The sequence below is a fragment of the Anabaena sp. FACHB-1237 genome (genome assembly GCF_014696225.1).
GTDB lineage: Bacteria > Cyanobacteriota > Cyanobacteriia > Cyanobacteriales > Nostocaceae > FACHB-1237.
This window is the reverse complement of sequence record NZ_JACJPV010000038.1, coordinates 14,662-36,871: the sequence shown is the minus strand read 5'-3', so window position 1 is coordinate 36,871 and position 22,210 is coordinate 14,662. Positions and strand designations below refer to the sequence as shown.

The window sequence follows — 22,210 nt, the reverse complement described above, 5'->3', positions numbered from 1 at the left end:
TTTATCCATCCAGTAAAACCTGTTCCCACTGTGGATATAAAAAAGAAAATCTTTCTTTATCTGAAAGAATTTATCACTGTGAGAACTGCGGTTTTGAGATGGATAGGGATCTAAATGCCGCAATTAAATTAATTTATCGCGTCTGGCTAAGGCGTGTAAGTCTACTGAGGGATAACCGCTCCCATGCTCCCATTGAAGTAGAAAGTAAAGTCTAGTTTTGTCTAGGTTTTATATAGCAGGAATAGTCTTGAAAGCCGAAAAGACTTCTGGAACATGGATATTAAGGACTATTTCTTATGATCAAACATGAGGTACACTATGAACACAGCAAGATGCCTGTGTTACAAGGGTTTTATCATTAACATCTGTATCTCATAATAACGGAAACTGCTGTAATAGGACAATAAGATCCCTAATTTGTGCAAGAAGTGGGCTATTATAGAGGGTGTTGGTAAAGTCTAAATTAATACAAAAATTGCTGATTAGAAATCGCGTCTACATAAGCAAAAACTGACTACGCAACTGGCATATTAGTAGGGTGCGTCAGATGTCAAGAATCTGTTTATTTACTTAACTTATGCTGTCTGACGCACCCTACAATACCTAATTTTTTTTGAAATTAAAATATGAGTCCTATATTACCTTTCCTCTACTAAATTAACTTCATCCAATACCCGCCAAATTTCCTGCAATAAAGCATCTAAACCACTGCGAGTAACAGCAGAAATAATAAAAACTGGTGCTAAAGAAAGATGATTTAATTTAGTAGCTAAACCCTGTAAATCTACACTTTCCCTATCTACGGCATCTATTTTATTTAAAGCTACAATTTGAGGACGTTCAGCTAAACCTCTACCATAGGCTTTTAACTCTTCTTGAATAATATGATAATCATTAATTACATCTTCACTAGTAGCATCTATTAAATGTAATAAAATTCTCGTTCTTTCAATATGACGCAAGAAGTCATAACCTAAACCTACACCTTCGGAAGCGCCTTCTATCAAACCAGGAATATCAGCAAAAACTGTACCATCTCCGCTAGGTTTTTTCACCACTCCCAAGTTAGGAATTAATGTAGTAAAAGGATAATCTGCAATTTTTGGACGTGCAGCAGATAATGAGGAAATTAATGTAGATTTTCCGGCATTTGGCAAGCCAATAATTCCCACTTCTGCTAATAATTTTAACTCCAGACGTAAGATTTTCCTTTCTCCATCTAGTCCAGGTAAAGCATATTCTGGGGCGCGGTTACTATTACTTAAAAAATGTTGATTTCCTAAGCCACCTTTTCCACCTAATGCGGCTATAAAACGCTGACCATTTTCTACTAAGTCACAAATTAAAGCACTGGTTTCTGCATCATAAATAGCAGTACCACAGGGAACTTCAATAATTAAGTCTTTTCCTCCTGCACCAGTACAATTATTAGGACCTCCTCGTTCACCATTTTCTGCTTTAAAAAGATGTTTGTAACGAAAATCTAATAAGGTTTGTAGGTTTTCATTGGCCACAAAAATTACTGAACCTCCTTTACCACCATTACCTCCTGATGGACCTCCAGCAGGAACATATTTTTCCCGACGAAAGGCGACGATACCATCGCCACCTTTACCAGCTTCTACTTCAATTAATGCTTGATCAATAAATTGCATGATTTGTGATTTTATAGTTGAGAATTGTTAATTATGATGATGCGTTACGTTATCACTAACGCATCTTACATATATGGTGTAATGTCCTCTCCGCAGTCATCTGCTAAATAGGACAGGGCACGAAAACGTAAACCTACTAGTTGTTCATATAAAGGATTAATTTTACACATCGGTGGAATATGTACTATTTTCCGCCCAAACAGGATCACATCTCTTTCAAAGGGACATTGTGCTGGAATCATTTTACACAAGAACCGCGCTACTCTAGGATCATGAATTTCTAAACCATCTAACCATTGACGTACAGGGGTTAAAGCATCGCCCGAAGTAGGTTGTAATGCTGTTCCGGGGTTACTTGATGCTGTCTGATGTTGGAGGGTTTGACGTAAGGTTGTCAGGAGATTTTCGGATAGTTCTAGTGCTTGACAAAATTGGTGTAAAACTTGATCTTCACTAGGAGAATATATACCATCTGCGATCGCTACCATAAAAGCAGTACGTAGAAAATTTTCGGCTATGGGTGTACTTTTACCAAAACTAGCAGCTAATTCTACGGGTGTGATGGTTTCTAATGTTTGCCAATCAATACCAGGTGCTAATTCATCTTTTGTAATACTACCAATTAATTCCTGTTCTTGCGGATCAAAATTACCATCTGCCCAAGCAATTGTTAATAGTCCACGTAACCAAATAGCAACTTGTTCACTACTATAAGCGGTTGTACTCATAATCCACTCAAATTGTCCTTTTTTATCAGTATAACTTATAGATGCTCCACATCTGGTAACAAAGTTGTGACTAGAAGACGATTTTCCGCAAATGTTCAGGAAATAATGCCAAATAATTTAATTTATATTCTCTGTTTTTCTTGGACGCTAGTTGTAAATTCAATTTCAGTAGTTTTCACACACCACAAGATCCCCAACTTCTTCAAGAAGTCGGGGATCTCCTAAATTAGCAAATGCTGTTTTTCCGATTATACTACTTTTTCTAATTGCTTCTTTCTCAGTTGCAATTGCTGATAATATAACCTGATATTGAAATACTTATAAAGGATGATTTTAAAGATAATCTCAAAATATTTCTGCTGATTTTTCTGACTATTTGCTCATATATTGATCAGATAAACTAGCGAACTTATATCAATTTCTTGCTGTGGATGATACCATGATTTTTATGCAGTGCAAAGTGCTAGGAAATATATATTATTTGACAATGTATTTGGTCTGAATTTGAGCTAAAGCTCAACTACATACCACAGATCAAAAGTCTCAGATAATATTCAGATAATATTCAGATAATATTTATGAAAATAGTACAGGAATATGTTAGAATTGTACCATAATTATGACAATTATTCAAAGTTAATTTGAGATAATTTTGTATTTTGTCACATCACAAAGCTAAAACTTACGTTTTTTGGAGTTGTTTAGGTTATGACAACCTCACAGGAAAGGATTATCCCGACAGATTTACGACAAGAAATGTCGCAGTCTTATCTGGAATATGCGATGAGCGTAATAGTAGGTCGGGCGTTACCAGATGCCAGGGATGGTCTTAAACCTGTGCATCGTCGTATCCTGTACGCTATGCACGAGTTAGGTTTAAGCCATGATCGGCCTTTTAGAAAATGCGCTCGTGTGGTGGGTGAAGTATTGGGTAAATACCATCCTCATGGCGATACGGCGGTATATGATGCGCTGGTACGTATGGCTCAAGATTTTTCCATGCGATCGCCATTAATCAATGGTCATGGTAATTTTGGATCAGTAGATAATGATCCTCCGGCAGCTATGCGTTACACTGAATGTCGCCTGCAAGCCTTAACTAGTTCGGCTCTACTGCAAGATATTGAAGCAGAAACGGTAGATTTTATTGATAACTTTGATGGTTCACAGCAAGAACCCACTGTTTTACCTTCTCGTATTCCGCAACTACTACTTAATGGTTCATCAGGTATTGCGGTGGGTATGGCTACCAACATTCCACCCCATAACTTAGGAGAATTGATAGATGGGTTAGTGTCCTTAATTCACAACCCGGAAATCACTAATCTGGAACTGATGAAATATATACATGGTCCTGACTTTCCCACAGGAGCGCAAGTATTAGGAACGTCGGGAATAAAAGAAGCATACACTACTGGACGCGGTTCAATTACTATGAGAGGTGTAGCTAGTATTGAAACCATCGAACAACGTAACCGTCCAGATCGGGAAGCCATTATTGTTACTGAGTTACCCTATCAAACCAACAAAGCGGCATTAATTGAAAAAATCGCGGAATTGGTGAATGATAAGAAAATAGAAGGTATTGCAGATATTCGGGATGAGAGCGATCGTGATGGAATGCGAATCGTTATAGAATTAAAACGTGATGCTTATCCCCGTGTTGTTTTAAATAATCTCTATAAACAAACACCTTTACAAAGTAATTTTGGGGCGAATATGTTGGCTTTAGTCAATGGTGAACCCCAAACTCTAACTATCAAACAGTTTTTAAGCGTTTTCTTAGATTTTCGCATAGTTTCCATCGAAAGACGTACTCGTTATGAACTAAGAAAAGCTGAAGAAAGAGATCACATCCTCCAAGGTTTATTAATTGCTCTGGGTAACTTAGATGCAATTATTAGATTAATTCGCCACGCACCAGACGCACCTACAGCTAAAAATGAACTAGTAGAAAATCATGGACTTTCAGAAGTACAAGCAGACGCAATTCTGCAAATGCAGCTAAGAAGATTAACAGCATTAGAAGCAGATAAAATTAGGTTAGAACATCAAGAACTAGAAATCAAAATTACCGACTTGCGGGACATTTTAGCCAGAAGAGAAAGGGTTTTAGAAATTATTGAAACCGAAATTGGTCAAATAAAAACGCAATTTGCTACACCGAGACGTACAGCAATTACTCATGGTGAAGGTGATATTGATGATATTGATTTAATAGCCAATGAAAAAGCAGTTATTCTGCTTACAGAACAGGGTTACATCAAAAGAATGCCAGTTAATACATTTGAAGCCCAAAATCGCGCTACTAGAGGTAAAGCTGGCGCGAAAGTAAAAGATGATGATACTATAGAGCATTTCTTAACCTGCTGCGATCATGATAGTGTATTATTTTTTAGCGATCGCGGCGTAGTATATTCCATGAAAGCCTATCAAATACCCGTAGGTTCACGTACTAGTCGGGGGACACCAATAGTGCAAATGTTACCCATACCCAAGGAAGAAAAAATTACCTCTATCGTCCCCGTAGATGAATTTAGCAGCGAAGAATACCTAGTAATGCTAACAAAAGGAGGAAACATCAAAAAAACGGAACTGTCAGCATTCAGCAATATTCGCTCTAACGGATTAATAGCCATATCATTAGAAGAAGGGGATCAATTACGTTGGGTAAGAAGAGCAAAAGTAGAAGATAGCGTAATTATTGGTTCAAGACAAGGGATGGCCATACATTTCCGATGCAACCATGAACAATTGCGACCATTAGGAAGAGCCACTCGTGGTGTAAAATCAATGAAATTGAAAACAGGAGATGAACTAGTAGGAATGGATATCCTACCTGCGGCCATTTTAGCAACTTTAGGCAGCAGTGCAGAAAACGAAGAAACGGAAAATGTGGATATTGAAACCAGTGAAGTGGAAAATGCTGAAGTGGAAAGTAATGAAGAAACCACAGAAGTAGCAAGTGCTGGACCTTGGGTATTAGTTATTACTATGGGAGGATATGGTAAGCGTGTTCCTGTAGGACAATTTAGGCTGCAAAAACGCGCTGGTCAAGGTTTAACCGCGACAAAATTTAAAGGACGTAAAAGCGGAGATCAATTAGCTACATTACATATTGTGAACAGTGATGAAGAAATCATGATGGCTACAAATAGAGGTATTATTATTCGTCAAGCGGTTAATGCCATTTCTATTCAATCACGGTCAGCTACAGGTGTAAGAGTGCAGAAACTAGACGAGGAGGACGCAATTACTGGTGTCGCTATTGTTCCTTCAGATACAGGAGATACTGGAGAAATAGAAGAAGGGGAAAATTAACAAGCGAGGGAATAGGAAAATTCCCTATTCCCTGTCTGTGGGTACGCGCGCAAATTCATAAATATAAAAGATTTAGATGCAGGTACTCGTAACGGCATTGAAGGGGCGACAGGGAAACTCCCAGATGATGTTCGTGGTATTGATACAACAAAGTTGGCAGCAATGGCGATCGCTTTTGAAATTTTGATCACTTAATTTGATCACTTAAGGACTCACTGTATAACTACAAAACCTAAAATTACAGTGGCGCAAGCATCTTGCTTGCATTCATTATCGAAATTAGCAGCACAATAGCTTAATTATACTATTTAGTTCTACTATAGCACTATCACACATCTTGTAAAAATAATAGTAGGGACAATTCATGAATTGTCCCTAGAAGGGGTTTCAAATTATACAGACTTAATTACCACAAGATGTCCATTAGTTATTCAGCACAACTACGGTAATTTACGGTTAAAGCGCAACTAAAACAGCCAAAATTGCGGCAATGATATAAAACACTCCTACTACTTTTAGTTCTGACCAACCTGTTAACTCTAAATGATGATGTAAAGGTGCCATTTTTAACAATCTTTTACCTTTACCATCGGGTCCTTTAGTAGCTTTATAATAACCAACTTGCGCCATTACAGAAAGGGTTTCGACAAAGAATATTCCACTCAGAACAAATAACGCTGGTAAGGTGTTAGTTATTAACGCTACTGCGGCTAAAGCACCACCTAAAGCTAATGAACCCGTATCTCCCATGAATACCCGTGCTGGGTTACGGTTATGGGCTAAAAATCCTAAACAACTACCACTGACTGCGGCACAGAAAACCATTAACTCTGGTGATGTAGACGCTATAATTACTCCTAGTGCAAAAATAGCGATCGCCACTGTTCCTGCTGCTAAACCATCAATACCATCTGTTAAATTAGTAGCATTGCTTTCTGCTACCAACACAAAACCAGCTAAAGGCCAAAATAATAATCCTAAAGGTAATGATAAACCCAGCCAAGGTAAATGAATATTTGTTATACTAAAATCACCTTTTAATATTAACCATCCACAAAACAATGTTGCAAAGATGATTTGTAACATTAATTTCATTTTAGGCGAAATCCCTTTGTTAGACTTACGGCGTAAAATTTGCCAGTCATCAATCCAACCTATTAAACCATAACTCAGGGTTAAAGCTGATACTGCTAATACATCTTGGTTAAAGTCAGACAATATACAAGCAACTACCACAGCCACGGGGATAAAAAATATTCCTCCCATTGTGGGAGTACCGGCTTTTTTCAGATGTGCTTGGGGTCCATCTTCTCGAATAATTTGGCCAGTTTTCAGTGCTTGTAATACTGGTATTACCCATTGTCCTAAAATGCCTGCACCAGCAGCAGATAACAATAAGGGTAAACTAAGGGAAGTGATCTGTAAAGGATTTCTATTTCCTATTCCATCTAAAATTATTGAGGTGGCCGTCAGCAAGAGGGCTAATACTGAGGCCAAACCAATACCAGAAAGATTCAAACTTCGATTAGGAGATAATTTAGCGTCCACAAAAAATGTTCCTTCACTCCACATGAAAAAATTTAACAAACAATGGGGAATATTCTAAATCATTAGTACCCCAAAAATATTTTTACTTAGCTTTCAGTTATTAGCTTTGAGTTTGGTGAGTATTATACAGGCGAACCGCCGTTCGCCACTGCTACTGGGTTTAACACTGCTAAACCCGTACTTACCACTGACAGCCTTCCTTAATCATCTTCACTTATAGGCATATCATCATCGTCATCATAATCTAAATCGGCAATTCCATCTTCTCCGCCCAAGAAATCGGAGATTACCTCTTCTTCATCTTCTCGTAAATCTTTATCATGGGCATCACGGGCTGTTAATCGTCCTGTACTAATCAACCAGTCAATCATTGAAGATTCCTGTTTTAAAGGAATCACTGCTGCACGTTGGTTTCTCGGTGCTTCACGTAAAGGAGAATCTAACATATTAACGACGATACAATAGAGTATATGTAACTAGACATTAAGAGTTTATCATTTGATATCAATTAATTTGATCCTTCCTACAAGTCTTTTCTTGCATAATCCGAATTAAATCTAAATTTTACTTTGATTATGGAATTGTATTCAGGAAAGCATTATCAATGTTTTCTATGATTATAGATGGATGACACTAATAATATATTTACATTGATATTTTCCCATATAGAGGTATATGAGCATGATTGGTAAATCTACCCTGATAGATGCTATTGCTGGCACAAATCGCGGTTTATTGGCTACTACAGCCCAAAAACAAGCTATTTTAGCAGCTATAGCCAACCTAGAAGATTTTAACCCTACTCCCCGACCATTAGAAGCTACTCATTTATTGGATGGTAATTGGCAATTAATCTACACCACAAGTAAGGACCTATTGAATATAGATGGCCTACCGCTATGCAAACTTGGTACAGTTTACCAATGTATTAGGGTACGAACTAACAGCGTATATAATATAGCTGAATTGTATACCATTCCTTTTTTTGAAGGATTAGTTAGTGTTGTTGCTAAGTTTTCACCAGTTACAGAACGTCGTGTCAATGTAAAATTTCAACGTTCTATTATTGGTTTGCAGCGTCTAATAGGTTATACATCTCCGGGTGACTTTATTTCCCAAATTGAATCAGAGAAAAAGTTCTTGGCTGTTGATGTTCCCATTAATACAGACCGACAAGGATGGTTAGATATCACTTATATAGATAATGATCTGCGAATTGGCAGAGGTAATGAAGGTAGTGTTTTTGTATTAAGAAAGACATAGACTAAGGTAAAAGTAGTGTTTGCGATTGAAGTTACTCGATTTTGGATAATTTGTCAAGTGGTGTTGGTGATTGGTGATTGGTACAATAATCTCCCAACTCTCGACTCCTCAAAAATTGATAAATAACTTAACAAAACAACAAGCTCACACATTGTCATTGTAAAGTGGGAAGAAATAGCTTTAATCTATTGCCCATTCATCAACACAAAGGGATATTACTCATGGTTCAACGTGGATCTAAAGTACGCATTCTTCGCCCAGAATCCTACTGGTTTCAGGAAGTTGGTACTGTTGCTTCTGTAGACAAAAGCGGTATCAAGTACCCTGTCATCGTGCGTTTTGATAAAGTCAACTACAACGATATCGCTACCAATAACTTTGCGTTGGATGAATTAGTAGAAGTTGCACCACCACCAGCTAAAGCTAAGTAATAGCGTCCGTTTCTGGGGGATCTTTTCATGAGATAATAAAACTCTAATTTTAATTATCCCCCTAGAAAATTATTCGCGCTAATGCCTGAATTGCCTGAAGTTGAAACTGTTAAAAGAGGTTTAAATCAATTAACCCTCGATCAAGAACTTACGGGAGGCGATGTGTTATTACAACGTACTATCGCCTACCCGTTTTGTATTAATGAGTTTATTGATAGAGTTAAAGAAAGTATCATTGTTAATTGGCATCGTCGAGGTAAGTATTTACTAGCTGAACTTAATCAAGGTTCTTGGTTAGGTGTGCATTTGCGAATGACAGGACAATTGTTATGGTTAAATCAAGATGAACCTTTACATAAACATACAAGGGTAAGATTATTTTTTGGTAAGCAGAAAGAATTACGTTTTGTAGATCAGCGTACTTTTGGACAAATGTGGTATGTTCCTAAAAATACAGCCATAGAAAGTATTATTACTGGTTTAGGAAAATTGGCGGTAGATCCTTTTTCCTCTGAGTTTACAGTGACATATTTAGCGGATAAATTACAAAAATCTCGTCGTGCAATTAAAACAAATTTATTAGATCAATCCATGGTAGCAGGATTGGGTAATATCTATGCAGACGAGGCTTTGTTTAAAAGTGGTATTTTACCAACTACTATCAGTGCAAATTTGCAACTATCACAAATTGAACTATTAAGAACTGCAATTATTGAAGTTTTATCAGCTAGTATTGCTGCTGGAGGTACTACTTTTAGCAATTTCTTAAATGTTAAAGGTGTTAATGGTAATTATGGTGGTGAGGCTTGGGTTTATAATCGGATGGGAGAACCTTGTAAAGTTTGTGGTAATATCATTGAACGGATTAAATTAGGAGGACGTTCTAGCCATTTTTGTTGTCAATGTCAACGATAGAGAATTGGTGCTTGGTGATGGGGAATATTAATCAAATATATGGTATCATCAATAAATACAAAATCCTAAGTTATCAAATTCAAGAAAGGGGACTTTATGGCAATTAAAAAAGGTGTGATGGTTCATGCGATTCGAGAAAAGTTAGAAGCTAGTTTAGAAGCTAAAGCTAGTGACACTCGGTTTCCTAATTATTTATTTGAAACTCCAGGGGAAATTGTAGATTTAAAAGGTGATTATGCTTTGGTAAAATTTGGACAAGTTCCTACTCCAAATATATGGTTAAAGTTAGAGCAATTGACAGAAGTTAAATAATTAATTTTACCTGACTGCTGATAGTATTTGTAGGGTGTGTTAGGCAAAGCCGTAACGCACCATAGTAACATTTGTAGTATTTGTAGGGTGTGTTAGGCAAGCAATAACGTACCATAGTAGTATTTGTATGGTGTGTTAGGCAAAGCCGTAATGCACGATAGTAGTATTTGTAGGGTGCGTTACGCTACCGCTAACACACCCTACGTATATGATTATTTATTACTGATTTTATGATGTTTCGTTCTCCTTGTGTAACTATTATTGGTGCGGGTAGGGTTGGTAGTACATTAGCACAACGGATTGTTGAGAAAAATTTGGCTGATGTAATACTATTAGATATTGTATCTGGTATGCCTGCTGGTTTAGCTTTAGATTTGTTAGAAGCTCGAAGTATTGAGTCTCATAATCGCCAAATTATTGGTACTAATAAATATGAAGATACTGCTAATTCTGATATTGTGGTAATTGCGGCGGGTTTTCCTCGTAAACCGGGGATGACAAGAGATGATTTGTTAAGAGTAAATGCCCAAATTGTGGTAGAATCTGCAAAAAATGCGATCGCTTATTCTCCTAATGCAATTTTTATAGTTATTACCAATCCTTTGGAGGTAATGACTTATTTAACTTGGCAATTTACAGGTTTACCAAAACATCGAGTTATGGGGATGGCGGGAGTTTTAGATTCTGCAAGATTTGAAACTTTTATTGCTTTAGAATTAGGGGTTTTACCTGCAAATGTAAAGGCAATGGTGTTAGGAACTCATGGCGATTCTATGTTACCTTTAGCGCAATATGCCACTGTTAATGGTATTCCTATTACTGAATTGTTAGATCAAGAAACCATTGATAAATTAATTGATAGAACTCGCAATGGGGGATTAGAAATTGTGGAATTAATGCAAACTGGAGGAGCTTTTTTTGCTCCTGCTTCTGCTACTTCTATTATGATAGAATCTATTTTATTAAATGAGTCTCGTTTATTACCAATGGCCACCTATTTAGAGGGAGAATATGGGTTAAAAGATGTGGTTATGGGTGTACCTTGTTTTTTAGGATGTGAGGGAGTACAAAGAATTATTGAAGTCTATATTTCTCCAGAAGAAAAAACTGCTTTACATAATTCGGCGGCGGTTGTGAGGAATAATATTGAGCGGGCGTTAGAGATTTTAGGTTAATCTTAGGCGAGAGTATCAGAATATAAGGCGAATGTAATTCGCATCTACACAATCAATGAATAATAGGCGAATATAATTCGCGTCTACACAATCAAAGTCCGCCTACGCGAACTAACGGAAATTGAACCCACCCAGGTGGGTTTTATTTGTGTGAATGCGGTTTATAACCAGCAATTTTTCTAAAGTTGAGAATATTTTTGTTGAGAAATGTTTCGTTAATTTACGTAAATTCTCTGTTGCTTTTTATTGGGACAAGTTGAGATTGTGATGAGGAATATTAGGAAAATAAACAGTATTTACAGGATAATATAGCATTTCCCAGTCTAATGAGGTACACTAATTAAGATAAGGCTGTCGATCTACATTAGGAGTAAAAATGAAAGCATATTCTCTCGATTTTCGCAAAAAAATATTTGATACATACTTGGAAAGTGGAATATCACAACGTCAATTAGCAAAAAGATTTTGTGTAAGTTTAAGTTTTGTAGAGAAATTACTAAAGCAATATAGAGAAACACAAAGTATTGCGCCCAAACAGAGGATAAAACAAACTCCTACAAAGCTAAATCCTGAACAACTGAATATTCTCCAAGAAATAGTTGAAGACAAGAATGATGCCACCTTGGAAGAAATTCGCTTAATTATTCAAGAAAGAACAGGAATAACAATTAGTATATCTACAGCGGATGTTACAGAAGATGCAAATTAGCCTAAAAAAAACATTGCACGCCTCGGAAAAAGAGACTGAAAGAGTTCAATATTGAATTTAAAACCCTATTTAGAAAAAGAACCTTTTGGAGAAGCAGCCGATGATAAAATTAATGAATATATTGATAAAGTAAAAAAAGAGATAAAATTGCGATCGCTGATTATTCAAGCAGTGAAAGAAATTCCTAAAGCAAATAATCAAATAGCTGTGACAGTGATGGAAATTCGCACTCAATATAACGCGATTAATAAATCTAACTTAACAGATGAAATAGTCCATGATTTATTAATAGAATTATCATCACCATTAGCAGGTTATTTAGGAAGAGAAAAATCAGATAATGGGAAAAATGATAGATTTTACTATTTGCGGGACTTACAAATTAATTAAAAAACCCTGTATCATATTCTACCTGTTACTCCAGTTTCATTAATACGAAATAAAAAATGTATAACATGACGATATTTTTCCCTTGCTTTTTTACTAGCAACTTCCATATTTTGATCAACAAAATAATCACCACTATCTGGTTCTACTGCAATATACCAATTATAATAATCTTGCATCAATTCAGGAAGTAAACGCTGAAAAATTGCCCAGCAACGTTGATGAAATGCTGCTCTTTCTGCTTCACGTTTAGCTAATTCTTCTGGTGATAAAGTCAATTCAGGAAAAATTCTGCCTCTTCTTCTTGGTTGTTTTGATGTTAACTGTGTCATATTTTTAAACTCCATTTTTACTATTATTTTAAGACTCAAGAATCATCCCAAAGTCAAAATCCCCTGTGGAAAATTCACCACTAAAGGCAAAAATTCCAACCATGCAGAACCCAATAAAATTTCCGTCAATTCATCCCCAGTATAAACAGGAATTTCATACTCTTGATTATCCAAAATCACCTTACCTAAATATTTTTGAAACTCAACTTCTCCCTTTGCTGTTTGTAAAGGTTCTCGTCCTAAATAACCCCAACCAAGACTATCTAAATCTTGTTTATTCATCGCTAAAAAGCCTGTAAAACCAGTATCTAAAAGGGCATCTATAGGCAAAAATAAACCATCATTAGTAACTAAATCAATTTCAAAAAATAGCTTACCCTTTTCACCAAATATACCTTGTATCATATTGTCCCAGTTGCTCCAGATTCATTCAAACGAAAAACACAATGATCAGCATTTGGGAATTTTTCGAGAGCTTTTTTATGGGCAATATCCACATCTTGATCAATTACATAATCACCACTATTTAATTCAATGGCAATATACCAACCATAATGTTCTTGAATCAACTCAGGACGCACTCTTTCAAAAATTGCCCGATAACGTTTATATTCAGCCTCATTTTCAGCTTTACGTTTAGCTAATTCTTCCGGTGATAAAGTCAATTCAGGAAAAATTCTGCCTCTTCTTCTTGGTTGTTTTGATGTTAATTCTGTCATATTATTAAACTCACTTTTAATGCTATTTTTTCAACTAATAAATATTTCTAATATAATAAATTTTCTGATTACCGTCAACTATTAAAAGATTCAGATCCCCAAATTACTCAAGAAGTCGCGGATCTTATTTTTCACTAGTAAATGAATGTCCTTTTTTGTTAAAAATACTTAATGCTTGTGGGATCATCTTCTTGTATTTTTACATTCTTAGTATTTAAAATCAAAGTAATTTAGCTATTCCAACTAATTAAAAGTAATTAAAATTAAAAGTAATTAAAAGGTCAAGCTATAAAGCAACCAAGCCATCTTTAACCTATTGTTGTAAATCACACAACATCCACACATGGTAAACTAAATCCTGGTAAATACTACAGTTTACAGCGTGAAGACCGATCTTGATTAATTATCAACTATTTTTATAATCAATCAATAATGAGTCAGTTATGAAAAAACACTATGCAACCAACTAACCCTAATCAGTTTACAGAAAAAGCCTGGGAAGCGATCGCCCAAACTCCCGACATCGCTAAACAATACCAACAGCAACAACTGGAAACCGAACATCTTTTCAAAGCACTCTTAGAACAAGACGGTTTGGCAAATGCCATATTTACTAAAGCAGGTGCTAACCTGTCAAAAATCCGTGAACGTACAGAACAATTTATCCAGCGTCAACCCAAGGTATCTGGAGGTAGTAGTTCGGTATACTTAGGTAAAGGTTTAGATACACTCTTAGATAGATCAGAAAAATATCGTCAAGAATTTAAAGATGAATATATCTCCATAGAACATTTATTATTAAGTTATGCCAAAGATGATCGCTTTGGTAAAAGTCTACTCCAGGAATTTGGGTTAGATGAAGGCAAACTTAAACTTATTATTAAACAAATTCGGGGAAATCAAACCGTGACAGATCAAAATCCAGAAGGTAAATATCAATCTTTAGAAAAATACGGACGGGATCTCACTCAGGCTGCTCGTGAAGGTAAACTAGATCCTGTAATTGGCCGAGATGACGAAATTCGCCGCACTGTACAAATTTTATCACGCCGCACGAAAAATAACCCTGTGTTAATTGGTGAACCAGGAGTAGGTAAAACCGCTATTGCTGAAGGTTTAGCACAACGTATAGTCGCAGGAGATGTTCCCCAGTCTCTCAAAGATCGTAAACTCATAGCATTGGATATGGGTGCGTTAATAGCGGGAGCAAAATTCCGAGGAGAATTTGAAGAACGACTGAAAGCGGTATTAAAAGAAGTTACTGAATCTGGCGGCAATATAGTATTATTTATTGATGAAATCCATACTGTGGTTGGTGCTGGGGCTACTCAAGGAGCGATGGATGCAGGTAATTTATTAAAACCTATGTTAGCCAGGGGTGAATTACGCTGTATTGGTGCAACAACTTTAGACGAGTACCGGAAATATATAGAAAAAGATGCAGCACTAGAAAGACGTTTTCAACAAGTATATGTAGATCAGCCTGATGTACAAGATACTATTTCTATTTTGCGAGGATTGAAAGAACGTTATGAAGTACATCATGGTGTAAGAATTTCTGATAGTTCATTAGTTGCTGCTGCTACCTTATCTAATAGATATATTAGCGATCGCTTCCTACCAGATAAAGCTATAGACCTAGTTGATGAAGCAGCCGCACGCTTAAAAATGGAAATTACCTCAAAACCAGAGGAATTAGACGAAATAGACCGAAAAATCCTGCAATTAGAAATGGAGAAACTTTCATTACAAAAAGAAAGTGATCCCGCATCCCGTGAACGTTTAGAAAGATTAGATAAAGAATTAGCTGATTTCAAAGAAGATCAACGTACCCTAAACACACAATGGCAATCAGAGAAAGATATTATTACCAAAATACAATCTATTAAAGAAGAAATAGATCGTGTAAACTTAGAAATTCAACAAGCCGAAAGAAACTATGATCTAAACCGCGCTGCTGAATTAAAATACGGTAAACTGACACAGTTACACAAACAACTAGAAACCATCGAAAGTGAACTTTCTCAAACTCAGGGCACAGGAAAATCTTTATTACGGGAAGAAGTCACAGAAGCAGATATTGCGGAAATCATTTCTAAATGGACTGGTATACCCATCAGCAAACTAGTAGAGTCAGAAAAAGAGAAACTACTACATTTAGAAGCTGAACTTCATCGTCGTGTCATTGGACAGCATGAAGCAGTTACAGCTGTAGCAGATGCTATTCAACGCTCTCGCGCTGGACTTTCAGATCCTAATCGTCCTATAGCCAGCTTTGTTTTTCTTGGACCCACAGGAGTAGGTAAAACCGAATTAGCTAAAGCATTAGCGGCTTATATGTTTGACACGGAGGAAGCACTAGTCAGAATTGATATGTCCGAATACATGGAAAAACACGCTGTATCTCGATTAATTGGTGCGCCTCCAGGATATGTAGGATATGAGGAAGGAGGACAGCTTACAGAAGCAATACGTCGTCGTCCCTATGCAGTGATATTATTTGATGAGATTGAAAAGGCACATCCTGATGTATTTAACATCTTCTTGCAAATTCTTGATGATGGAAGAGTAACGGACTCTCAAGGACGTACAGTAGACTTTAAAAATAGTATTATCATCATGACTAGTAATATTGGTTCTCAATATATACTTGATTTGGCTGGAGACGATAACCGTTATGATGAAATGCGAATACGAGTCATGGAAGCAATGAGAAATAGTTTCCGGCCAGAATTTCTTAACCGTTTGGATGAACTAATTATTTTCCATAGCTTACAAAAATCAGAACTACGCAATATTGTACAATTGCAAGTCATGAGATTACAAGAAAGATTAACTGAGCGAAAAATGTCGTTAAAACTTTCTGAATCTGCTTTAGATTTCCTTGCTGATGTGGGATATGATCCTGTTTTTGGAGCAAGACCGCTTAAGCGAGCCATTCAAAGAGAATTGGAAACACAAATTGCGAAAGCTATTTTGCGGGGAGATTTCAGTGATGGAGATACAATTTTTGTAGATGTGGAATATGAGAGATTAAAATTTAGTCATTTGGCGGAAATAGTTGTCTAATCTTAAATTGTAGGGTGCGTTCATAACGTACCGATACAAAAAACCTTAATCTTAGTAGTATGAAGATATGTGGCATTGCTGAATTGGGGTATGACATTTATTTAGGCCATCAGCGAAGCACTTGCGTTAGACGCAAAGTTTCAAATTTTGAATTTCTCAATTTCGTACCTGAGTTCACCAACGCCAGATATTTTACCACCAAATTGCAATATTGTTACCATAGAGGTGTGACTTTGCACAGTAAGCATAAGTAGGTAATTGTTAGTAATTGTTAGCTTTTCAGTTACTGTTAATTAGCTTTATTCTATTTTGTTGTTGTCATTAATTGTCAGAATCAGGGTATCCAGGATGAAAGCATTTTCAGGATGGATAATGATATTTTTTCGACGTGAAGATAGTGATTGATAAAAATTTTAGTATATATGTGGACACAGATCCGCACTATAAAAGTACTGTATCGCAAGTTTGGATTTTTGTCAACATTGTCTTTTCATGTTTTGATATCTTGATGTCTATTCATCTTGTATTTATGTAATTATGTTAAAATTCCCACCCCAATATGTGTAAGATAAAATTCCTCCCCCTCCGACTCTCGTAAAGCATCCAAATAAGAATCTATTCCACGAGGTTGGGGAAGTGATGTAATATCTTGAAAATGAAAAATTAAGGCTGAACGCATATTTTCTACAGTTTCTTCCAGTGTCTCCCCTGTAGCAATACAACCCCAGACATCCGGGGAGTATGCGGAAAATCCTGTGTCACTTTTTTCTACAACAATCAGATATTTATCCATTATTTCAGTCCTGCTTGTTTAAGAATACTACCTAACACCCCTTTTTTGAGATCATTCCTCATTTCACCCGATACCGTTACTTTACCATGTTTTACTGGATGTTTAAATTGACGATGACTACCTTCAGTGGCCACAAGATACCAGCCATCTGACTCAATTAAATTGATGACTTCTTTTACTTTCATATATTACACCAATAACTTCTTAAAGTTTTAGAATTTTCAGTAGCTTTTTACTAAAAATATTCTGGTAGCATTTTACTAGTAAAATCATTATTTATCTTGTGCATTTTTACAAAATTCTCACATTATTTAACATTATATTTTATAATATTTTATTTATATATCATATATACCATTGAAAGAATCAATGGATATTTTACTACATATTAATTTAATATGATATTTTTAGATGTTTTACAATCAGGACTTACGCAACTGGCATATTGATAGGGTGTGGTTCGACAAGCTCACCAACTACGTCAGACAGTATAAATCATGTAAATAACTAAATTGTTCATATCTGAACCAGCCTACAACAGATTTTTTAGTGTGACAGTTGCGTAAGTCCTAACAATATTTATTGTAGAGTAATTATAGCATTTATCCCCGGTTTTTGAGTAATAGTTTTTGAGTGATTAATATTAGCAACAACTCCTATTCATCACGCCATATTTCTTCCTTAATCTTAACCGGTAACTTAGCTAAATCTGGTAATTCTACTGCTTCTACATCTGTAATTTTCTCCTTAATATTCACAGGAATATTTATGGGAATATTTACAGGTTGACTTTCTTCAACCCAACAACTAGCCACTGGTAAAGTTTCTTCTAGTTCTTCTAAAGGTCTAGGAATAATCATAGCTGCATTAAGCTCGCCTATGCGCTCTGCTTCTGCCATTCCTGCTTCCACAGCTACGGCCACATTGGAGACTGTACCACGAATAATAGCAGTACATAACCCTGCACCAATTTTCTCATAGGATGCTAAATGGACATCAGCAGATTTTAACATAGCATCACAAGCACCCACCATAGCGGGAAAACCACGAGTTTCTACTAAACCAATCGCTTGATTACTTAAACGACTATGACCACTTTGATGGAAGTGTTGATGCCAACGGTTAATGGGTAATACAATATCTAGGTTAGGATAGGGACGAGGAATAACTAAACTAGAAGCAGGTTGATCATATTGTTTAGCTGTCTGTATCCCAGTTTCTATAGCTAAACGCACATCAGAAATTCCACCACGAATTATGGCGGTACAATGTCCACTACCAATTTTTTCATAACCCACTAAATGGACTCCTGCCGACTTTAACATATTGTCAGCTATACCTACGATGGATGGAAAACTCAAAGTAGAGATCAATCCTAAAGCAGTATCTTTAAAATTGTTTTGGCGTTGTGGTGCATGAATGGTACTTAAAGCCCGTTGATTATATGTTTCCATGTTAAATTATGCTCCATAATTATGTTTCACGCAAATAAGCAAAGCTGGAAATTTTAGCTTTCATCTTCTTCACTTAAAGATTGGCGATGGGGAAACAATGTAATCAACAGTCTGTTAATACTACTTTTACCATAAATTTGCGTACCTAAACTACCTATAGTTTTTGCTACAGACTCTTGGGTTTCTAATTCTGCTGTGGTAGTTTCTATTTCTTGTGGTATGTTTTGCTCAGATGGTGAATCATTGGTTTGGTTCGGGTTATCTTCAAGGGGAGGAGATTGACTTTTTGGCGTGGGTGATGGTGTTGATACTGTGGTAGATTTAGACTTGAATCTCATAAAGCCACCAGCAATAAATTCTGTGGTGGAAGTTACTGTTTCCTGTGGTTGTTCCTCTATCTGTTCTTTTATCTCTGTTTTTATTTGTTCTTCTACTTGACTTTCTGGAGAATCTGTGCTATCGGGAATATCATCAGATGGTGGTGTTTCTGTCACCATAATAATGGCATTTTCCCGACTTTTATCTCCCACGATTGAACCTGGCGCTATTACTTGTCCTGATGCTATGGAACAGTTAAATACTGTTGTTGCTGCACCAATACAAGCATTACTACCAATTTTACCTGCACCAACCATCAAAAAGCCTGATCCTAAATTTGCTCCTGCTTCTATTTCTATGATACCCTCATTAACTTGAATAATAGACCCCATTCCGATACAAACACCAGCGCCAATGACAATTTTACTATTGTTAGCTGCTTGGAGAATTACTCCTGGGGCAATGACAGCAGTGGGATGAATTATGACTTCACCATTAATATAAGAGTTAAAGTTATCGCCGAGGCGTAGTAGCGCCTGTGACATGGAATTTATGACCTTAAATATAATTGACAATGGATAATGGACAATTGACAATTGACAATTATCAATTATCAATTGTCAATTCTTTATGGACGCTGAATAATTGCTTCTACAACGCGACGTTTAGCGGCTGTATCAATACCAATTAAACGTACATATTCGCCAGCGTATTCAGAAAGGTAGCTTTCTAATATAGCGATCGCTTCTCTTTCATTACTTGCTTGTACTTGTCCCGCAGTTGCCCATGTTCCGGTACGGAAACGACGCGCGTCTACGTGTTCCACTGTAATCTTAAATCCACCTGTCAATAATTGACGTAGTTGATCTAGTACATCTGCACCTAGTTTACTGCTGGTAGCGGTAGCTGTGGCTGTAGAACCACCTACGGATTTTAATGCTGGTTTACTGCTAGAGGTAACTACTACACCACCTGGACGTTGAATGATCGTTTCTAATACCCGACGTTTAGCTTTGCTGTCAATTCCAATTAGGCGGATATATTCGCCTTGATGAGATACCATGCATTCTTCTAAGGCTGCAATTACTTCATTGGTAGATTTGGTTTCAATAGGTTGACAACTTTGCCATGTTCCTGTGCGGAAACGACGCTCATCTACGTGTTCTGTACCAATTTTGTAACCGTTAGCTAAAAGTTGCTGAATTTGACTAATGGTTTCTGCGCTGAGGCTACCACTAGCAACTGCTCCATTGCCATTATTACTGTAGCTGCTATAGGACGCAGTTGTAGGAGTTTTAATGGCGGTATTGGCTACTACACCATCAGGACGTTGAATAATGGTTTCTAATACTCGTTTTTTGCCATTGTCAATGCCAAACAAACGTACATATTCACCACTATGATCTGCTAAACAAGATTCTAACGCAGCGATCGCATCATTTACTGAGCGAGTATCAATAGGTTGACAACTTTGCCATGAACCAGTACGGAAACGACGTGCATCTACGTGTTCTGTACCAATTCTAAATCCCTGTTGTAGTAAATACCGTATCTGTTCTACTACATCTGCACCTAACTTGGACACGTCACTACTCCTTTCAAATTCTTCAACAGTAATACTTGTATAAGTTTTTTCCAATTCATCTCTGATTGGAGTAATACACTTCAGATCCTCAGCACAGCGATAACCAGCCCGCAAAGCCTGATTTATACCCACCACATGATGAGCAAATTGCTGATCCTGCGCTTGTACATCTGGCAAACGATCCGCTTGTTGTTGCGTAGTGATAATCGTTCCTGAAGCTACGTATTTTCCAGGAGGAATTTCTACATCTTGTATCAAAGCGTGCATCATCACAATGCAGCCTGCACCGACTCTAGCATTAAATACTGTAGAGCGAAAACCAATAAAGCAATGATCCCCAACATAAGCTGGTCCGTGAATCAGTGCCATGTGGGTAATAGAAGCATCTTTACCAATCCATACTGAGTAGTTGTTACCATCATCACCAACTACTCTACCTTGCTCCAATCCATGAATGACTACACCATCTTGAATATTAGTATTTTCACCAATATAAAAAGGTGTTCCTTCGTCGGCTCTAATGGAAGTACCAGGAGCAATAATCACATTTGCACCAAGATGTACATCACCAATTAAATTAGAGGAAGAATGTACAAAAGCACTATTATGAATATCTGGTTCTGCTAAAGTTTTAGACCACGGGGTTGGGGGCGCCGCCGTGCTGCGGACTACCATGGTGAAATTCCTCCATAAGATGTGCTATTTATTTAGTAGTTAGTGGTCAGCTATCACTGGTTAGCTTTTAGGAGTTGAATTTTTTACTCTTCCTGCTCCCTGCTTTTTACTTGCTTTCACTTAACTATCTATACTGATCTTTTTTGCTGTAAATTTGACGATCTTCTACGTAAATTGTATCAATTATCGCTACAACTAAAGAATCTAAGGGACGCTGTTCATTACCAGAAATTTGTCTGGCCGCGCTACCGCGACTGACGAGTACCCACTCATCTAAGCCTGCTCCTACGCTGTTATCGGCAGCTACCTCATATTCTGGTAGGAGATTGCCATTTTCATCCACTAATTGCAACATCAGCAGTTTTACACCCCTGAGACTAGGATCTTTTTGGGTGCTAACTACTGTGCCACGTACTTTGGCAATTTGCATTATTTACACATTAACTAGATTAACTAGAATTTATTTATGGTCTTCTACCCAGACGAATGGAACTTACACCTTCCCGGAATTGTTCTACATCTTCGGTATACCGAATTGGTAGTACATATTCTAAGTTTTCATGAGGACGGGCAATAATGTGTGTGGATAATACTTGTCCACCATTAACACGTTTTACGTTCTCTACACCTGCTGCTACGGAAGCCTGTACTTCAGATACGTCTCCTCTAACTATAACTGTAACGCGACCACTACCGATTTTTTCGTATCCTACTAAGGTTACACGCGCTGCTTTCACCATAGCATCTGCCGCTTCTACTACTGCGGGGAAACCTAGTGTTTCTACCATTCCTACTGCAATTGACATTTTTTTTCCTTTTAA

At 36.9% G+C, this 22,210-nt stretch carries 24 protein-coding genes; 10 read left to right on the top strand and 14 right to left on the bottom strand.

All coding sequences use genetic code 11. The annotated features are described in order from the left end of the window. A partial coding sequence (locus H6F32_RS20650; protein WP_242031133.1) for a transposase occupies positions 1–215 on the top strand: 215 nt, incomplete at its 5' end. 423 nt (positions 216–638) lie between these two features. Here H6F32_RS20650 and obgE read toward each other — a convergent pair. Both obgE and H6F32_RS16120 read right to left on the bottom strand, forming a co-directional pair. After that, positions 639–1,655, bottom strand: a complete 1,017-nt coding sequence (gene obgE / locus H6F32_RS16125; RefSeq protein WP_190370326.1) for a GTPase ObgE — start codon at positions 1,653–1,655, stop codon at positions 639–641. A 65-nt stretch (positions 1,656–1,720) separates the two neighbouring features. After that, positions 1,721–2,383, bottom strand: a complete 663-nt coding sequence (locus H6F32_RS16120; RefSeq protein WP_190370325.1) for a Mo-dependent nitrogenase C-terminal domain-containing protein — start codon at positions 2,381–2,383, stop codon at positions 1,721–1,723. A gap of 708 nt (positions 2,384–3,091) precedes the next feature. Between H6F32_RS16120 and gyrA the strand changes: the two genes are divergently transcribed. Then, a complete protein-coding gene (gene gyrA / locus H6F32_RS16115) occupies positions 3,092–5,704 on the top strand; it encodes a DNA topoisomerase (ATP-hydrolyzing) subunit A (RefSeq protein ID WP_190370324.1) in 2,613 nt (870 codons plus the stop codon). Positions 5,705–6,160: 456 nt separating this feature from the next. Here gyrA and mraY read toward each other — a convergent pair whose 3' ends face one another. Continuing rightward, the gene (gene mraY, locus H6F32_RS16110) at positions 6,161–7,276 is read right to left on the bottom strand and encodes a phospho-N-acetylmuramoyl-pentapeptide-transferase (RefSeq protein ID WP_190370328.1); all 1,116 of its coding nucleotides are present in this window, start codon (positions 7,274–7,276) and stop codon (positions 6,161–6,163) included. Positions 7,277–7,452: 176 nt separating this feature from the next. Continuing rightward, on the bottom strand, positions 7,453–7,698 hold the full coding sequence (locus H6F32_RS16105; protein ID WP_190370323.1) for a DUF3134 domain-containing protein: 246 nt from the start codon (positions 7,696–7,698) through the stop codon (positions 7,453–7,455). A 235-nt stretch (positions 7,699–7,933) separates the two neighbouring features. Between H6F32_RS16105 and H6F32_RS16100 the strand changes: the two genes are divergently transcribed. The 7 genes from H6F32_RS16100 (at position 7,934) to H6F32_RS16070 (ending at position 12,447) form a co-directional block, all read left to right on the top strand. Further along, positions 7,934–8,515: a PAP/fibrillin family protein gene (locus H6F32_RS16100; RefSeq protein ID WP_190370322.1), complete on the top strand. Its 582-nt coding sequence runs from the start codon at positions 7,934–7,936 to the stop codon at positions 8,513–8,515. Positions 8,516–8,736: 221 nt separating this feature from the next. After that, a complete protein-coding gene (locus H6F32_RS16095) occupies positions 8,737–8,946 on the top strand; it encodes a photosystem I reaction center subunit IV (protein ID WP_190370321.1) in 210 nt (69 codons plus the stop codon). 81 nt (positions 8,947–9,027) lie between these two features. Then, complete coding sequence (locus tag H6F32_RS16090; protein ID WP_190370320.1) at positions 9,028–9,861, top strand: DNA-formamidopyrimidine glycosylase; 834 nt, start codon at positions 9,028–9,030, stop codon at positions 9,859–9,861. A gap of 96 nt (positions 9,862–9,957) precedes the next feature. Then, on the top strand, positions 9,958–10,173 hold the full coding sequence (locus H6F32_RS16085; RefSeq protein WP_190370319.1) for an NAD(P)H-quinone oxidoreductase subunit O: 216 nt from the start codon (positions 9,958–9,960) through the stop codon (positions 10,171–10,173). 230 nt (positions 10,174–10,403) lie between these two features. Next, positions 10,404–11,348, top strand: a complete 945-nt coding sequence (gene mdh / locus H6F32_RS16080) for a malate dehydrogenase (protein ID WP_190370318.1) — start codon at positions 10,404–10,406, stop codon at positions 11,346–11,348. A gap of 376 nt (positions 11,349–11,724) precedes the next feature. After that, complete coding sequence (locus H6F32_RS16075) at positions 11,725–12,057, top strand: transposase (RefSeq protein WP_242031157.1); 333 nt, start codon at positions 11,725–11,727, stop codon at positions 12,055–12,057. Between the two features lie 51 nt (positions 12,058–12,108). Then, positions 12,109–12,447: a hypothetical protein gene (locus tag H6F32_RS16070; RefSeq protein ID WP_190370317.1), complete on the top strand. Its 339-nt coding sequence runs from the start codon at positions 12,109–12,111 to the stop codon at positions 12,445–12,447. Positions 12,448–12,458: 11 nt separating this feature from the next. Here the strand turns inward: H6F32_RS16070 and H6F32_RS16065 are convergent, their stop codons facing one another. Genes H6F32_RS16065 through H6F32_RS16055 form a run of 3 tightly spaced genes read right to left on the bottom strand, consistent with a single transcriptional unit; the run spans position 12,459 to position 13,495 of the window. Then, positions 12,459–12,776 carry a hypothetical protein gene (locus tag H6F32_RS16065; protein ID WP_190370316.1) on the bottom strand — a complete coding sequence of 106 codons (318 nt, stop codon included), beginning with the start codon at positions 12,774–12,776 and terminating at the stop codon, positions 12,459–12,461. A gap of 42 nt (positions 12,777–12,818) precedes the next feature. Then, positions 12,819–13,181 (bottom strand): aspartyl protease, encoded by a 363-nt coding sequence (locus tag H6F32_RS16060; RefSeq protein ID WP_190370315.1) that lies wholly within the window; start codon positions 13,179–13,181, stop codon positions 12,819–12,821. Then, positions 13,178–13,495 (bottom strand): hypothetical protein, encoded by a 318-nt coding sequence (locus tag H6F32_RS16055; RefSeq protein WP_190370314.1) that lies wholly within the window; start codon positions 13,493–13,495, stop codon positions 13,178–13,180. The genes H6F32_RS16060 and H6F32_RS16055 overlap by 4 nt, the downstream gene beginning before the upstream one ends. Positions 13,496–13,951: 456 nt before the next feature. Between H6F32_RS16055 and clpB the strand changes: the two genes are divergently transcribed. Beyond that, positions 13,952–16,564, top strand: a complete 2,613-nt coding sequence (clpB, locus tag H6F32_RS16050; protein WP_190370313.1) for an ATP-dependent chaperone ClpB — start codon at positions 13,952–13,954, stop codon at positions 16,562–16,564. Positions 16,565–17,099: 535 nt separating this feature from the next. Here clpB and H6F32_RS16045 read toward each other — a convergent pair. The 7 genes from H6F32_RS16045 to H6F32_RS16015 form a co-directional block, all read right to left on the bottom strand. Next, complete coding sequence (locus tag H6F32_RS16045) at positions 17,100–17,357, bottom strand: type II toxin-antitoxin system HicB family antitoxin (protein WP_199294601.1); 258 nt, start codon at positions 17,355–17,357, stop codon at positions 17,100–17,102. Continuing rightward, the gene (locus H6F32_RS16040) at positions 17,357–17,542 is read right to left on the bottom strand and encodes a type II toxin-antitoxin system HicA family toxin (protein WP_190370312.1); all 186 of its coding nucleotides are present in this window, start codon (positions 17,540–17,542) and stop codon (positions 17,357–17,359) included. The genes H6F32_RS16045 and H6F32_RS16040 overlap by 1 nt, the downstream gene beginning before the upstream one ends. Positions 17,543–18,013: 471 nt before the next feature. Next, complete coding sequence (locus H6F32_RS16035; protein WP_190370311.1) at positions 18,014–18,811, bottom strand: carbon dioxide-concentrating mechanism protein CcmK; 798 nt, start codon at positions 18,809–18,811, stop codon at positions 18,014–18,016. 53 nt (positions 18,812–18,864) lie between these two features. Continuing rightward, positions 18,865–19,674 carry a transferase gene (locus H6F32_RS16030; RefSeq protein WP_190370310.1) on the bottom strand — a complete coding sequence of 270 codons (810 nt, stop codon included), beginning with the start codon at positions 19,672–19,674 and terminating at the stop codon, positions 18,865–18,867. Between the two features lie 83 nt (positions 19,675–19,757). Then, positions 19,758–21,389: a ribulose bisphosphate carboxylase small subunit gene (locus H6F32_RS16025; RefSeq protein WP_190370309.1), complete on the bottom strand. Its 1,632-nt coding sequence runs from the start codon at positions 21,387–21,389 to the stop codon at positions 19,758–19,760. Positions 21,390–21,513: 124 nt separating this feature from the next. Further along, positions 21,514–21,819, bottom strand: coding sequence for a EutN/CcmL family microcompartment protein (locus tag H6F32_RS16020; protein WP_190370308.1), 306 nt, complete (start codon positions 21,817–21,819; stop codon positions 21,514–21,516). A 34-nt stretch (positions 21,820–21,853) separates the two neighbouring features. After that, entirely contained in the window at positions 21,854–22,195 is a 342-nt protein-coding gene (locus H6F32_RS16015; RefSeq protein ID WP_190370307.1) for a carbon dioxide-concentrating mechanism protein CcmK, read from the bottom strand. Between the last annotated feature and the right edge of the window lie 15 nt (positions 22,196–22,210).